Here is a 16712-nt window from a genome sequence, read left to right on the forward strand (position 1 = left end):
AGGTTTTGGTTCATATTTGTGATATTCCCCCTCAAGTGTTCCCTTTGTCAATACTCTGCCACCTGAATCCTTACGTTGCAAAAAAGTTAGTTTCCATTGATATGTAATTAAGAGATCGAACAGATCCGAACCCACAATATACTGACAGAGCTTATCTACATATTGCCCTGGCATATCAACAATAATTATATCTAATTCATTTTTGGTGAAATTATCTAAAATTTTATCCGTACCTCCATTAAAAAAGTCTAAGCTTTCAATTGCCAGTAAACTTTCGTAAGCTTTTAATCTCTCACGATTGTCATGGTCGTAGACCTGAATTTTTCTTCCTTGAACTTGAAACCAATCAATTAATAGTTTCGTAACTGTAGACTTCCCTACACGAGAGTCTCCTACAGTCATAATCATTCGCTTAGGAGAGTTCAACATTATTTAAACCTAACGATTCTTTTACTGATTCAATCTCTTCTTTGAAAGTTCTTAACCAACTTGTGACTCTACCTTTAACCGAAGGTAAATCTGTTTGCTCCATCCCTTGCCTAAAAGTCATGCTATTTTCATCCAGGTAATCATAACTGCGTTCTATTAGTTCTGGCATTTTAATGTCAGAAAATGGGCTTTTTTGCGACTTTAGTTGTCCCTTAATTTTCTCAACTTCGGGAGAGTTTTTGTATCTCGTAAATTCATCAGGCTCTCCAAAAAATAAGTTCTTTACTACTATGTAATCTACTTGATTTCCACAAAAGCTATGCAAATCTATTAGTTGATTTATAGAATCGATAACGCGGCTAATAACTACTACCATAGTCACGCGGATATTATAATGTTTTTCGGCTGTTTCCAGGAAAGTCATTTCTTCTACAAATTTTCGCAATATTCTTCTGGACTGTGGTGGTAATTCTAGTAAAAATAAAGATTCTGGCTGGATTATTTCACCATCTCCTCCTACCTTGGGATTCGCTTTTGTTTTCATTTCATCAAAGAACTGATCTATATTGCCTGTTTTAAAAATATCAAGTGGTTCTATATGGCAATGCCGACCATAGAATCTTAATAATTGAGAATTGGAGCTATCAGCATCAAAGCCGATAAATCTTTGTCCTTTATCCAAATATGTTTGCACTAATCCCCTTGCAAAAGTAGACTTACCTACACCACCCTTATCTCCAGTTACTATCACTAATCTCTTTTTGGTTATTTGCTCAATTGATTCTTCGTTCGCCTTGTCTTCTGAACCATTATTGATAAGTTCGATACTATCTGTCACTTTCTTTCTCCTCCTCATAATTATTAGTGGTCAAAAACTATAGGTTTAGGGGGTAGATAAATGGCACGCTTGATAACATGAAACCTTGCCGTTAGAAGGCGTGGGAGGAAAAGAATCTATATTCCCCATACTCCCCTTAGTCCCCTGAGAAACATTCCAGTATTTGAAAGTAAAATATTTCTAAATATCTTTGTTTGCTAAAATCTGCTAAATTATCCGTAATTGGCTTGAAGGTTTGAAGAATTAAACCCTGCTCTATAATCTTCATCAAATCATAATTACTATTTAACTTTAAAAATTTATATATAGAGAAATCTAATTCTTGAGCTATTAATAAGTTCGGAGCTAATGCTACTAATCTAGTATACAGTTCTTCGTAATTTGTAACTTCCGATAAGACTAGTTTTACCAATTCTAAATACTGCTGCCTAAAGGATAATTCTTGATAGTTACTAGTTCCCGGACAATTAGCAGCTAGGGGAACTTTCTTATAAATCAATTTTAAATATAATTCAATAATTTCTATTTCTACTTCCCATATCTTCTGCCCCTTTGAATATAGGTAGTTTATTAAAGAATCTCTCTTTGGAAAAATAATTCCTGAAGTTATATGCTTAATGTTAGTTTCTATATCCAAATTTGTCTGTTTTCTAAAAATTGGTACTATTTGGCTCCTTACCCATTGCATAAATTGCCTGACCACATCAGCTTTTACTATACCTGTCAATGAATGAATCCCCAAGGCATTCAAAGTATTAACGACGACTATTTTTTGATTAATCATCACTTGTCGCTGATTTGTTTTCGCATCTATTAATATTACTTTTCCATTGTTCAGGGCTGGAGCAATTATTTGGAATACATCAACCGCAAACAACTCTAATCCGCTTGGAGCATCTATTACTCGTACTATATTGTTCGAGAAATGCTCAAATTCCCAAAACTGCCAAACTTCTACCATCGTTTTATGGCTCAGAACGATATCACTATCCCATATCTGCCAATGACAAAGGAATCGATAAAGGTACGGAAATAATCAGTACTTTCGTATCTTGATTTTTCACTTTCCTTTGTTATATATTTCCAGGTTTACTTTTTTTAATTTAAGGGGTAGGGTGAATGGCACTGCGCTATCACTGCCGCAACGCTTATGCTGACGCTTTACAATCACAAAACATAATTACGGATTACGAATTATTTAAAGCTCCATTTCCTGATTTTGATGCCGTTGTTGTTGTTGTAATTTCTGCGAGAGATTGACCAGTTCTTGGTTCCAATCTCTCGCAAAACATTTATTTCTTTTAGCCTGTGGCAGCAATTGTTTAATAGCCCGTGCATCTGCATTTCCAAGTTCCGAAGAGTCCAATGCTACCTGTACATTAAAAATATGCTGCAATTGCTCAACAGGCAAAGTATTAGGGCGATCTATTGCCAGGAAGAGCGTTCTTTTGAGCGGTACGTCGCCCTTGACAAGATATTCCAGCATGGCAAAAGAGATGGTATCAATGGGGGATTTACACAGCACTAACCTTTCTGCTGGATCTGTTGGCTGTCCACCTAAGTGAAAGTAAAACCAGCCCTCACGCCGCTTAGTCCCTTTCTCGTAACCTTTGAAAGTGTTGTTCTCGCCCCGTGTCCCCCGCAGGAATGCTCCTATTGCCTGGGGTTCTTCGCCAAGATTCCGCATAACGAACACAGCGTTTTGCTGGTCATCAGCGTAAACCAGCCCCCGGTTATGCAGAACTTCCACAAAGTTTTCAGGTATCCCCCGTTTTTGGGTCAGGTAGTTGCAGACAGAAGACCACTTAGTTTTATCCTCAACTGGTAGCCTGAATTTGTCGCATGGTTCTAACTGGATAATCTCAGCTGCCACTGTTTTAGCAAAAGCTATCGCTGCTCGTTCTGCCCCAGCTTCACCAAAGCGCTCATGCAACCAGACAACCGCTTGCCGTAGATTGCACTGGTTAACGTGCATCACCAAGTCAATCGCACCCCCTGAGCCTTTCTGCTGTTCGGGGGCGAAGTCGTAGAATTTGGGCCCATCTATATTAATGATGTGTCCGTGACCCTTCCATTTTCCTTGGCTATTGTGTAGCCCCAACTCCCAGGCGACCTCCTCCAAGGGCAAGTCGCGCATTTCTTGAGTTTGAGATTCTAACAATTGCACCCGTTTTTCTAATTGCTGTCGCTCTTTTTCACTATCTCTAGCCCGTTGCTCTGCACGGAACAATCGCTCTGCCATAAAGGAGCGATCAGCCAGTTGGTGATTAATGGCTTGGAACTGGTCATCAGACTGAATCCTGGCAACGTAACTCCTAGCTGATTCAAATGGTGTGGGTGCTAATTGGTTATTTGTAATGACTGCGGTGAGTGGTTCACTATTAACAGCTTGGTAATATTCTTTGACTTTGGTGTGGGTTGCTTTGCTGCCCTTTACCCCGCGTTCAATGCCCAAAGGAGCGAGTGCAGCAGCATAACTATCTTGGAGTTTGGATAACTTAATTCTTCCCTGTCCACCTCTGCCCCCAAACATCGCGTCATGACTGACTCTCCCAGTTTTCTCGTTCAATGGCACGATGAAGGCGTGAATGTGTGGGGTACTTTCATCTAGGTGAAGCTCTGCCCTGACGCATTTTGATCCATAGTTTTGAGATAGCCAGTCACGAGATGCGATCGCCCATTGCTGCATCAGTGAATCAGACCATTGCCCAGAAAGAGATGGATCACCAGGGCGGAAATATTCAGGTGATGCCGAGAGAAACATCTCGGTGCATAACACTGCGTCCTTTCGTGGGCGATGCTTGAGCATAGAGATTTTTTGCTTAACTATCTCCTCTAAAGAGCGTGAGTCTTCTCCCCTAATCAAGGGGACATTCTCTTTAGTTGGATCTGCGTTGGGTGTTTCTCTGTTTCTGGTAACATGGTCATCACTTCCGGCAACGTTACCAAATGTTTTTAGTTTCTCTATTCTGAGAATTGTTAGTGGCGACATAAAAAAATTATGCTACAAATGTAGTGTGAGCGTAGTACTCAAAAACCTTCCAAGCGAACGGCGATTTCATGTCACGAGCGCAGCGAGAGATGGCGCAGCCACCCGCAGGGCATGAAACCATAGTGAGTATGGTTATGTTATTCTCTAAGCGAAGAATTGTTGAGGGCAAAAAATAGCAATTAAGAGCGCTAAGTTTTGGCATAGTCTAGGGATAGTCCAAGCATAGTCTAAAGAACAAGTTTCTTGAAAAAACTGATTAAGAGTGCTTAGTCTAGGCATAGTCTAGGAATAGTTCAAACTTAGTCTAGGCATAGTCTGGAGAAAATGTAGTTTGGTATACAATTTCCTTCTTCAAAATCCACTAATTACATAGATTTAGGGGAGATTATAACTCAGTTTTTAAAACAGAAAAAATCGATTAGACTTTAATAAGTGATTCTGCATTTTGATTTTCTGCAAGTAAAAAACCGAAGCAACGCGGCTGTAAATGTACAGAAACTTTTGCATGGAAAAAAATGGAACAGAACCAACAAGTCTTTTTTTCAATTAGGCGAAGGTTAGGCACTATTGATGGACAGATAATTAATTATCTCCACTCTAGACCCTTCGACCCTTCGATTTAGGGAACCTACCTGAAATAGTAATGTTGACCCTGCTTGAATATTGGTCGCCCTTTGCCATATCTGCTGATGGAGTGGATGGAGAAGAAGTCAGGCAGAGGGCAATTTGGTCAATTAAAAAATTAGAAGCACAAGCGGCTTTGATTCGTGAAATTTTTTTGTCATCTCATGTCCAAACTGCTGTGACTGCGAACAACGCTGAAGTTGGCGACAGTGCCTCGGATCAAAGGCTGGTGTCCACCATTAATGATGAGGATGACCAAATCTTGGATGAGGACGCTGATGATTTGGCAGAACTAGTTCTGCCAGAAGAAATAAAGCAGATTAACAGCTTGTTTAATGTCGAGTAATAGTTGAGAAAAATTCATGAATACGTCGAAAAGAGAGATTGCACCCGTTTACACAAGGGTAGCTGTGTCCATTGATTTAGGTGGGAGTCAGAGCAAGGTAATTGTTCAGATATATCCTTCGGGTGTGCCGATAGTAATAGCAATGGAGCCAGAAATTGCAGATGTGGGAAAAAACTCAATTACTCAGTTGTCAGGAGACTGTACTTGGGTAGGAATAGATGATGAGTATTATGTCTTGGGCGCTCTAGCTAAAAATACTTTTGCTGGCACACCAGCGCTCAGGGATCTGAAATATCACTATGCTTTACCAAAAATAGCGGGATTATTATGGAAAATTTGTCTTCAATTGGGCTTGAGTAATGGTGTTGATGCTTCCGTGCAATTATTGCTACCACCAGGAGAAATGTCGGACGGCAAGGATTTGGGCAAGAAGCTGTCGGCAGCGCTAAGAAAAGGAATTGCCACACCTACAGGCAAGTTAAAACTTAAGCTACATAATTTTTACGTGGCTCCAGAGGGGAGTGGGATTATGGCTTACCGTAGTCGGACTTTGGGGGCATTGTTTGGGCAAAAAAGTATTGGTTTGTTGATGTTGGGCTACCGGAATGCTAGTTTTTTTGTTTCGGCTAAAGGTAATCAAGCAAAGGCTGAATCTACAGAGTTGGGGATGAATTGGTTAGTGCAGCAATTTGTGGAGCGTACTGCTGTTGGGCTAGCAAAAGATGATTTACGTATACCAAAAGCTTTAGTGTCAGCAAGCTTGGGCAACGTGAATGCATTACAGTCGTTATCACGCAAAGCCACATCTGCTGGAGTTGAATCTGATTTAAAGTTGTTTAACTCAGTTTTACTAGATGTCCGTGGTGATTACTGTCGAGCTTTAATTCGCTGGATTAGAAATATTGCCGTATTGGATGAAGTTATCATTTGCGGCGGGACTGCTGAGTTTGTGCATAAGGAATTAACTCAACATTTTGAAAAAGAGGGCATACCTATTGTTTGGAATGGCAACGTCGAGATGCCTAAGTATCTCGATACCCTCTCTCTAGGTAGCCGAGTTACTGATGTCTGGACTGCACACATTACCTATATCAAGATGTTAGACTACAATTTTGGCTACCAACGTAAAACTGATTTGGTTCCAGACTATCATCAATCCCCACCTGTAAAAAATTCCACCCCACCCAAAGAAGTTTGGGAGAAAAACGGGTTTTTGACCATGCACCCTGGTGTTTAAAGCCCTAATTTGAAAGTGATTGCCTATACGTAGATTCTCTGCGGCTTGCTCCCAGGCGATCGCTTTCAAATTTGCACACTATACAAATGCTGGTGCGCGGTTATTAGCTATATTGTTATACATTCTAGTAAGTTCCTGTAGATGCTCAACTTGATATAATTCAAGTGAATAAAAAGAAGCTGATTTGATTATTTGTTTGAGTTCTTCTGCCCACTGGCTATAAGTTGAAGTACCAATAGTCCCTTCAGACGATTGAATATAATTAACTAAAACTTGAGGATTGACTTTAAATGTACTAATTCCATATTTTTTAGCACATTGGATTAATAATTCATAGTCAGCAAATATTTGGTGGCAAGGATTCCATTTTAAAGCATGATTACGGTAATGAATGAATCCATTGCCATCAAAAATTTCTTGTTGACTTTAAAAAAATTTTGTATTTTTAGCCAGTTACTTTTATCTTCTTGCTAACTGTTGTATTATCTGCTGGAGTGCGACAAAAATAGAAACTATTTTCTTGACAATGCACAAATGCAGACTCTACATCTGACTATTCACACGATTCCGATTCAGCAATGCACTGTTGAAAAAACTCCTTTCAGTATTGGTAGCGATAAATACAATGACTTGGTAATTCCTGATAACAGCGTAGATAAAGGACACGCTAAGATTGCGTTTAAAGAAGGTCAGTATTATTTGCTAGATGAAGGTAGTACCAATGGCACACGGGTGGCAGGGATTCGGCTAGAAGCATATCGATTCCGAGCTTTAACAGACGGGAATCTTATAGAGCTTGGTTCGGTGATCGTAGAAATAAAAATTAGCTCCCCTGCACCAGCCAAAATTCCAATATTTCAGGCAAGGCAACGTCAAACTCTCTCAATTGAACGCATGAGATTAGATGCAATCAATTTAAAAAAATCTAGCAGCCCAATATTAGGTACAACTCTGCTCAACGATATTTCTGTATCTTTCTTTCCGCAAGAGTTTGTCGTTATTGCTGGGGTTAGTGGTGGCGGGAAGTCAACTCTCATGGACGCACTCAACGGACAACGCCGCACTAGAGGTAAAGTATTTGTTAACGGCTGCGACCTCTACAAGAATTTCAACGCTTTCAAAAATAAAATTGGCTATGTGCCGCAGGACGATATCGTTCATTCAGAACTGACTGTGGGGGAAGCACTTAACTATGCTGCTCATCTCCGTCTGCCTTCAGCATCGCCATCAAAAAGGCAGCAACGCATACAAGAAGTACTTGAACAACTGCAACTTACTGGGCGCAAGAATGTCTCTATTGGGCGACTTAGTGGTGGGCAGCGCAAACGTGTAAGTATTGGGGTAGAACTAATCAGCAATCCCAGCATATTTTTTCTGGATGAGGCAACTTCAGGACTTGACCCTGGCACAGAATTACAAATCATGCACCTTCTGCGGAGTTTAGCAGATGCTGGAAGTCTAGTAATATTGATTACTCATGCTACCAAAAATGTGGCGATCGCTGACATGGTAGTTTTCCTGGCTAAGGGGGGCAGACTTGCTTATGTTGGCCCTCCGAAGTTAGCCTTTAGCTATTTCAAAGTCAAAGATTTTGATTCAATTTATGCCAGAGTTGAAGACCAGTTGTCACCATCAGAATGGGAGCAGGGATTTAAGTCTTACGCTTTCTACAAAAAGTTTGTCGGTGAACGCCAAAAGACCATTCCCCAAAACTCAATTAAGCCCGTACTAGTTAAGCCGGATTTTCTCCAACAATGGGGGGTGTTATGCCGCCGTAACTTGGCTATTCTGCTCAAGAACAAAATCAGTTTAGCGTTAATGCTTCTAGGAGCGCCGATTTTAGGTTCATTGAATTTTGCACTGTGGAAGCCTGACTTATTTAACACTAAGATTGGCAATGCAGGACAGGCAATTACAATGCTGTTTGTTACAGTCATCATGGCTGTAATGTCTGGAGCGCTAGCTACGATGTCGGAGATTGCGAAGGAAACTGCCATTTATCGCCGTGAGCGTAGTGCCGGACTAGGGATAGTTCCTTATATAGCATCCAAGTTTCAATTAGCATTCTTGCTAGCACTTTATCAATCAGCAATACTTTTAGTTTGCATGAACTCGGCGGTGAAATTAAATGTTGATAACAGTACTTTGACTCTCATGTACCTCAGCCTCTTCCTCGCTTCTTTTGGGAGTATGATTTTGGGACTGTTAGTTTCTGCGATTGCACCAAGTCAAAGTGTTGCACCTCTGCTAACAATTCTTGTGCTGGTTCCTCAAGTTGTGTTTGGAGGTGGTATTCTCCCAGCGAACGAATTCAACTCTGTGGGCAAAACATTCAACCAGATGATGTTAACTAAATACCCTTTTGAATCTCTAGTATCCCTGAGTGGACTTGGCGCAGATGTGGCCAAAGACTTGTGCTGGCAGAAAACTGAGCAGCAACGGAAAGCGCTATCAGAAAAACAATCCTTTAACTGTAAATGTTATGGAGGGAATGTGTTTAAAAAGTGCAAATTTCCGGGGATTGGTAAAGTAAAAAAATCATCGTTTTTAAATGCTGATTTATTAAAGGTACGTTTGCTGATTCAGGGGATTTTTGATAGCTATGGAAAAACTTTTAAAATTGATTTGACAGAAAATCTATTTTCTATGTCGAGATTAATTGTTTTATTAATGATGTTAATTCTACTAGCCCAATTTCTCAAAGGTTAGCAAGTAAAAATACTTATAGCTGAAAGTTCGCTGACTCCAAGTAGGCTGTGCGCCATCTCTAACACCCAGAAGAAAGTATTTGATTAATTCTCAAATTCAGGAAGCAGGAGATAGGAGGCAGGAGGAACCCACATTTAAAAACGTGGAATTGATCTTGGACGCAATGCAAGTCGCGCTACGCGTCGACGCTCGATGACTCGCTAACGCTGCGCTATCGATACAATTTTTCTTTTAAACTGGGCTTTATACCCAGAACTAAAGTTTTTATTCATACTTCTTTCCTCCTGCCTCCTGCCCTCTGCCTCCTGCCTTCTTTGTAAAATACTGAATTAGAGCTTTAGCATAAATAGACTTATTTTTCTACAGACAAGAGTACGGTTTTTTTCCGTACTCTTGTCGATTGATTTTTTGAGGGCAGAAAATATAAACTCTGCGGTGGGAGTAATTATAATTTCCATTTTTACTTGCAGAATCTGGTGTGGAGGAATATTCTTCTGCACCTTTCCCTACTTACTTTCATCTCAAATATCTCTTAAAGAAATCATGCAACAACTAAAATTACCAAGCCACAACAACGGTATATACCCTCAAAAGTCAACAGACTCATTCACTATCCCTCAACAGAAAGAGCGACTAGAAAATCTGTTGTATCAGAAAGTTCAACAAGGGGAAGACATATCCTCTTGTATTGAAGCTCTCTATTATTTAGCTTCAAAGCAAACAACACAAGACCAACTGCAAGTGATGTGGGCTGAAGTAATCAAAGAACGCTCGGCATTCAATTCACTGCAAAGAGTAATCATTACAGCTTTTGCCATTTTAGGAATGATTGCCTTTCTCAATGGGGCATTTCGCTCTGTTAAACCATCTGCGGCTGTTGTCAACCCACCTGCTGTTCAACCTCATTAAAAGGATTTTACCAAAAAGCTGAAAGCGTTGTTTGATAAAGCTTTCAGCTTATATTATTACTCACTGTGCATAGCTCCCCCTAAAATGCTGTGTCCTTGTCGAAAGGCAAACTGTCAGCATCCTCAAAGTTACGCAGGTCTTGCTCCATCTGCTGACGACGTTGAACGTATGTTGTGCTGTTTCCAATCCTCCCTTCCATCAACCATTCACCAAAGTTGATGCCTTGTTCTACGTGTGAGGCAGACATTTTATTATAATGATCAACCTCCATTTTCTTACGCCACTCAAGCTGCTCTAGCGCACTTTCACTGATGCCAATTTTCTGAGCATATTCTACATATTCAGGTCTGAGAGAACCATCTGGGTTAAACTCCTTTTTCTCTTGTTCAGTGAAGAAATCGTAGGCTGTGTAGATTGGCCACGGCTCTGGATCAGTCTCGTCCAGGTGCTTCCACTCGTCGTATTCTTCTTTCAACGAAAGAGCATAGTCAGTAATTGCTTCGTTACTCATTCCTGTAGACAACATTTGTTGTCGGGCTTCATCTTTCAAACTTCCATCTGGGTTGAATTCTTTTTTATTCATATTTATCCAACGCTTAATCCTTGACATAAAAACCTCTCAAAAAGTTAATTAATGTTTATCAAGTTTCAAATCTTATGACTCTGGAATTGAAGCATTTTGACCCTCGTTTAAATAAGTGGATCTATATAGACGATAACAAAACCAACTCTCAATCAATTTTAACTGAAAAGCTCAGTAATACTTTACTAGAATTTTACTTTCCTGACAAAGAATTTTCATTTGGACATTCAGATGAATATAGTACAGCCGAAGATTTAAAAAATCATCCAGATGGACAGATTTTACTATTATCTTCAAAAACTCGTTTACTTTATGGAGATAAAGAGTGTTTAGAAACGATACAAAAAATTTGTCCAGATAGTAAAGACCGGGGTGCTTATGGTTCCATCTTCCTTGGGGCTTGTAAAAATGCGATTCACGAAAAGCTAAATATTTTGGTAGTAGATGATTCTACTGATAACAAGGGTGAGAATGGAGGAATATTATCAAATGATTTAGCATATAGATTAGTTGGTGATTGTTATGGGCAGATTTCAACACAATTTTATGACTTGCTAACTTTAAGAGAATCCCAAATAGATAAAAGCTATCGTGTAATTCAGCATCGATTTGGTTGGGTGGATGGAGTTGGAGAAGATACTACTAAATATCGTTTTGGCAAAGGAACACTGCGACCATACAGACTAGATAGAATAAAATATGCAGATCCAAATAACAAACCAAAAATAGACATAATTCTCCCCGTAAGCAGTTTTAAGGGAACAGACAAGGATAGACCCAAAGGCCCCACTAAACCTCAAATTCAACCAGGATTATATCAGCAAAATATTTGGTTAGCTGAAAAAGGGCAATCTCAGCAAGGTCAGATGTCTATCTCCCAACTGCTGGCATCTTTCCCCCAAGGGATTAAAGATTTTGTTGAGGAACTAGAGGTACAAGCCCAAAGATTAGCCTCTATTCAAGATGACCCAAGAATTGTTGCTGCTTACTATTGTGAAAGATACGAAAAACGCAAAGAATCATTGAACCAAAGTAAATTAAAAATAGGAGAGGTCACAAACCAAGAAATAGATGTTAAAAACTTAGGAAAAAATGACGATTTAGATACAGATGAGGAATTAGATGACGAGAATACTAAAGATGACTTGTTCATGTACAAACTCATTAAAGCTGATTTACTAGGGCATCAGCAGCTTTTAGAAACTGAGAAGGTCAAACAGGAATTAAACCGTTTTGTACAAAGTGAGTGGCGAGATATTGCTATTGGGAAAACGCTTACTTTTGACCGAGCAATGATTATTCCTTCCAAGGAACTCAAAAATGGTGAAATTTGTGTCCCTTGGCTTGATGAGCAAGAAAAAATTCTTAACTTCCGTTCTCCTTTCCTCAACTCTAATGGTTTGTGTGTTTCTAATAATAAACACGTTTTAGACCGTGTTGCTCCAGATGGTAAATCTTTGCAAGGCATAATTGTAGTCAATGACGAAGACCACAAGCGCATACAGCAAAGAATTACAGAGTTAGAAGCACTCTTGGTTGATGTTGATTTTATCGACCCAGCAGAAACCGAATCAGAACGCCAAGCACGAGACTACGATGGTGATTGTATTGGTGTAGCACGAGCCGGCTTATATCCTAATTTAACAGCAGAGGCAGAGCGAAGAAATCTTCCCCAAAACGCCTATTCCCCCACAGTTAAGCTTAAAAAGCAATCATTTTATTCGGAAAATGGAAGCCAGCCTCCATTTGAAGAAATAGCTATCCACATGAGCGATAGCATCAGCGTGGGTATAATCAACAATCAAGTAACGGCACTGGAGGCATTAGAATCAGAAATTGAGGTACTAAAGACTTATGGTACTTTTGAGCAGAAATCAAATTATCTAGACCAAGTTTCTAACCATTACGAAACCCTGTTTGAGCAAGAACGCCAGAAAGATCCAAAGTTAATCCGAGAAGAATACAAGCCTTATATGCAAGGGGTTGTTGAACTTGCTCATTCTCAAAGAACTCCCGAAATTATCCAGCAAGCAATGGACATTAACCGTCAAATGTACCGGAGCATGATTGAAGAAGGATGTTATCAAAACCAAATAGCGGTTGATTTATTCAAAAGTGCTAAAAAACCTGAGATGGATAAAATCAGGGAAAACAACCGCTACTTGTATCGTGATGTTAACTATATTAAAGATAAAAAGTCGCGTTCAGTTTATTTAAGCACAGGTATAACACCAAAGGGCTACTCACTAGTAGAATTATTGATTAGCCAAACCAATAAATATTTCCAAGAATCACAGTTAGAATCGCGTCCCATAGTCCAGTTTAAAGACTTGTTCAAAGGGGTAGAATTTACACCACAGCAAAAATTTGCAGCGATCGCCACCAAGTACGAGTTTGATCTGAAGTTCAATGCTGCGGTTCGTGTCTCAAGGCGGCGAGAAACAGAGTCTGGCCCTAGCGCAATTGTTCAAACGGATTCAGGAACGCAACTCGAAATTACCAACCTCACCCGCTACGGGCATCCCCTAATCTGGAAAGCCCAGACACTTAATATTCGCCTAGATGAGATTAAATTCACAAACAGTGAACGCCCCCATAAATTATTAGCAGTTGCACAGATAGATGGCGAGGTTGGGTCAGATGGAAAACCCGCTTACCGCAACCTGGGGACAGTTAGCCAACAATCTGTGACTGACCACAACCTCAAATCGGGGATGACCATGCAGGGAGCTAAACTCCTAGAACTAAAACCAGAACTTACTAGAAGCCAAACTAAACTACTCTTTGCCTTGGCAAATGAAGCGGCTGAAGCATTTTATGCCTCTATCCCAGAGTCAGAAAAACTTGCATCTGCTGCCGCCGCTTGGAACATCTGTGCATCCCGCCAGGATGAACTCGAAGTTGCAAGAAAAGAAAACGCAAACCCCCAAGCGATCGCGAAAAAAGTCTCTAATTTTGCTTTCGCTGCTTTCCCCAATGAGATTATTTCTCGCTTAGATAAATTGCAATTTACGGAACCGAAGTTAGTCACACTGAATAATGAAGCGAATCAATTTTTGGGTCGAGACTGGAATCCCACTGAAAAACACCCGATAGAAATCAGGGCTAGTCACCACCCAGTCGGGCATGAACGCCACGTTTCCAGACTAATGTTTGTCCAGGATAGTGATGGCGAATATAAGGAATTCGCCATGCTCGAAACCAGAACTGCACAGCTTCCCATTGGAACGAAAGCGCTCTCTTGTATGGTTGGGATAGAACCTGCTACCGCCAAAGCAACTATTGGACTGCCAGGAAACGAGCCGATTGAAATTACTATCCGCGAACTCAAGAACTTCTCTTATGCAGGACTTGTTTTTAACGCCGAATCGGTAAACTTAGAATTTGGCACTGTGCTGATCCCTGACAAAATAGTAAAAATCAAAATTGATGCTTTGACTTTGGGTGAGTTAGACAGTGATTCTGTCCAGCAGTTAAAAGAAATTAATTATCTCAAAAATGGTAATCCTCTAAAATTAAAGCTCACGTCTATCTCTGAAACTGGAGATCAAGCTTTTGTGCTAGGTGAGTCTCCTAATGGGAATCTCCTCAAAATAAATAAAATTAACTTTTATGATTTTTCTGGTCAGACATTCAATGATCAAGATTACCGAAAACTGACTATCGAAACCTCAGCTTCTAAAACTAGAGATGCTGTTTTTTTAAATGGTGAACCCCTGGGAGTATTGCACTTCAAAAAAGACAAAGACGCGCTCAGACAGCTTGGACTACTCAAAACCGGACAACTTACCCCAGCCCCCGCTATTATTCAAAGTAATTTTTCTGTTATTTGCGCTCAAATTGACCCTAATACCGTTGAATATCCCCAGAAATGGACGAAGGAATTTCAGGCTTTTGGGACTCAATTAGTTAATTCTCAACAGCAAGAGATGATTGAAAGTAGTGCGAAAATTCTACATCAGATTAAAGAGCGTCCGACTTTCTTATTTTCGACAGAATCAAACAAAAAACTTGGAGTCATGGGCTTGGCTGTTGACAACCAGAAAGTTGATACTGTAACTAAATGGTTAACTGCTCAAAAAGTTGAATGGCAGCAAGTACCAACAGAAGATGTTATCAGGGAAACTAAAAAAGGTCTAGCAGTATTTCACTTAGTCAGCAGTTCAATTCCCCCCAAAACTTTGGAGAACATGACCAAGAAATTTGGGTCAATTATTGAATCGGATAGTGACTATCAACAAAGAGTTAATTCCCTCGCCACACGACCACAGTTTTTGAAACCTCCATCTCAATCAGCATTGTCCTCGCCTCAACAAAGCGCTCAATTCCACCCAAACCAAGAGGTTCAAAATCTCGCCGTCGCCTCTCCTGTCATCAAAGGCAAACCGATTCCGATGAACTACCCTTTAATGATGCATGGTGAGCCGAACCCACTACCTGTAAATACTTGCATTGATGCGATGAGAGGATATGGTCGAACTCATACCACCAGAGCTTATCAATCATACAAACAGTATGGGTTTAAGGAAGGGGATATTGCTCTGGCGACAGGTATTGGTAAACAAGTCGTCTTTCGAGTCGGTAAACAGTATCAAATTACACCTGATATGATTGCTGACCCCGTTTATCAACAGCAGTGGGCTGATATGGAAAAGCACTCACCCAAGGCATTACCAGAATTGTTCACGGGCAAAGGGCAGGTCTGGGGACTACATCTTGAACCCTTGGGGGATTATGTGGACGGGAAAATAGTCCCGTTTCCTGAACCACAAAACAGAGGCGTATCTAACCAAGAAGTCCAACCTCAATCAGTTACTATTGATGACTTGAGAAATTGGTACAATACCGCAGATAAGTTAGGGAAGTCCGAGAATTACAAAAAACGCATTGTGGAAGTTGCCAATCAATTTAAAGCTGGTGAGCAATTATCAGCCGAAGCGTTGACAGTAATGAATCAAGATACATTTGAGCTTGAAAGAATCGGTCGGCTGACTCAAATTGCTCAAAGGATTGGCATGGTCTGGGGTAAGTCTAATGAAAATGCCACTCAAGTTCAAGGAAAAATTTATGACTTGGCTTTCAATACCCAGCAGAGGGATTTAACTATTTCGCAGAAAGATGGAGAGGTAATTTTAAACTTGCAATCTGGGAGGGTACAGACTAATAAACTAACTCCACAGATATTGCAAACTTTTGAGGATGCTAATACTCAAATTGATAAAATATTAACTAAATCTCAAACGCAACAAGTAGACTTACAAAGATAGATTTGAAGAATTCAGCAGCCAGGAGCCAAGTCGCTTTGCTCCAATTCGTAATTACTAATGGGCTGCGCCCCGCTACGCTCTAAGCAAAGCTATGCCGCAGGCTTTACGTAATCCATAATTAATAACCCCATGAATAAATTCAGGAGCTTGGAATATGGAGCTTAGGAAAATTCAACTTTCATCGCTACATAAGCATTTGCAAAGCGTTTGTATAGGAGAATTGCTCCTAAATTTGCTCCCAGACAGATGCTTCCTAGTCCCAATAAAATGTATGTGGGAGCCATGACAACTCCAATCATGAACCAAGCAAATCCGTGCAGTATGATTAATAAAGCAAAGGTACTGGCAATTGCAGCACTTCGCCAAATCTCAATAGCTGGACGACACAATAATGTCAAACCTATTGTTAACGAGGTAGCAATTAGGTTGGCTGGGATTAGAAAAGCACAAATACCAATGCAGTAAGTGCTTGAGAATACCGTCAAGGTGTTAAAGTCTAACATGAATTCTCCTAGATTAAATTGCCAAATTTTAGATGAATATTTGTCCTGATATCCTCAAGGTTAGTCAGACTTTAAAAGATTTGTAGGTTAGCCGAAACTATGGCATTACTCAGATATTAGTGAAGACATACTAAAAATTTGAACCACCAACTTCTTGGTGGTTCTGAGTTATACTTCGTATTAGCTACTAGTCAAGCACTTATACCAATTTTATATGAAGCTGCATATAATAGAGAAAACAAACTCGATAAATTAAAATAACCATGAGCCGCCCT

At 40.1% G+C, this 16712-nt stretch carries 10 protein-coding genes and 1 pseudogene; 5 read left to right on the forward strand and 6 right to left on the reverse strand.

Annotation, left to right across the window (positions count from 1 at the left end):
• From ACEYW6_RS33225 to mobV, 4 genes and pseudogenes are all read right to left on the reverse strand, one after another.
• Window positions 1-402, reverse strand: a pseudogene (locus ACEYW6_RS33225) (hypothetical protein); the annotation flags it as partial.
• Window positions 403-412: 10 nt separating this feature from the next.
• On the reverse strand, window positions 413-1267 hold the full coding sequence (locus tag ACEYW6_RS33230) for a hypothetical protein (RefSeq protein WP_412983153.1): 855 nt from the start codon (window positions 1265-1267) through the stop codon (window positions 413-415).
• A 136-nt stretch (window positions 1268-1403) separates the two neighbouring features.
• Complete coding sequence (locus ACEYW6_RS33235) at window positions 1404-2228, reverse strand: hypothetical protein (RefSeq protein ID WP_412983154.1); 825 nt, start codon at window positions 2226-2228, stop codon at window positions 1404-1406.
• Window positions 2229-2465: 237 nt separating this feature from the next.
• Window positions 2466-4259 (reverse strand): MobV family relaxase, encoded by a 1794-nt coding sequence (mobV, locus tag ACEYW6_RS33240; protein WP_412983155.1) that lies wholly within the window; start codon window positions 4257-4259, stop codon window positions 2466-2468.
• Between the two features lie 643 nt (window positions 4260-4902).
• Here mobV and ACEYW6_RS33245 point away from each other — a divergent pair.
• The 4 genes from ACEYW6_RS33245 (at window position 4903) to ACEYW6_RS33260 (ending at window position 10084) form a co-directional block, all read left to right on the forward strand.
• On the forward strand, window positions 4903-5229 hold the full coding sequence (locus ACEYW6_RS33245) for a hypothetical protein (RefSeq protein ID WP_412983156.1): 327 nt from the start codon (window positions 4903-4905) through the stop codon (window positions 5227-5229).
• Window positions 5230-5245: 16 nt separating this feature from the next.
• Entirely contained in the window at window positions 5246-6466 is a 1221-nt protein-coding gene (locus ACEYW6_RS33250) for a ParM/StbA family protein (RefSeq protein WP_069070610.1), read from the forward strand.
• A 534-nt stretch (window positions 6467-7000) separates the two neighbouring features.
• The gene (locus ACEYW6_RS33255; protein ID WP_412983157.1) at window positions 7001-9175 is read left to right on the forward strand and encodes an ATP-binding cassette domain-containing protein; all 2175 of its coding nucleotides are present in this window, start codon (window positions 7001-7003) and stop codon (window positions 9173-9175) included.
• A gap of 543 nt (window positions 9176-9718) precedes the next feature.
• Entirely contained in the window at window positions 9719-10084 is a 366-nt protein-coding gene (locus tag ACEYW6_RS33260; RefSeq protein WP_412983158.1) for a hypothetical protein, read from the forward strand.
• Window positions 10085-10163: 79 nt separating this feature from the next.
• Here the strand turns inward: ACEYW6_RS33260 and ACEYW6_RS33265 are convergent, their stop codons facing one another.
• Complete coding sequence (locus ACEYW6_RS33265; protein WP_412983159.1) at window positions 10164-10694, reverse strand: hypothetical protein; 531 nt, start codon at window positions 10692-10694, stop codon at window positions 10164-10166.
• Window positions 10695-10741: 47 nt separating this feature from the next.
• Here ACEYW6_RS33265 and ACEYW6_RS33270 point away from each other — a divergent pair, with 47 nt between their 5' ends.
• On the forward strand, window positions 10742-15934 hold the full coding sequence (locus ACEYW6_RS33270; RefSeq protein ID WP_412983160.1) for a hypothetical protein: 5193 nt from the start codon (window positions 10742-10744) through the stop codon (window positions 15932-15934).
• Window positions 15935-16095: 161 nt separating this feature from the next.
• Here ACEYW6_RS33270 and ACEYW6_RS33275 read toward each other — a convergent pair whose 3' ends face one another.
• Window positions 16096-16437, reverse strand: a complete 342-nt coding sequence (locus ACEYW6_RS33275) for a hypothetical protein (RefSeq protein WP_412983161.1) — start codon at window positions 16435-16437, stop codon at window positions 16096-16098.
• Between the last annotated feature and the right edge of the window lie 275 nt (window positions 16438-16712).

It is taken from the genome of Nostoc sp. UIC 10607 (assembly GCF_047228265.1).
Lineage (GTDB): Bacteria > Cyanobacteriota > Cyanobacteriia > Cyanobacteriales > Nostocaceae > Nostoc > Nostoc foliaceum_A.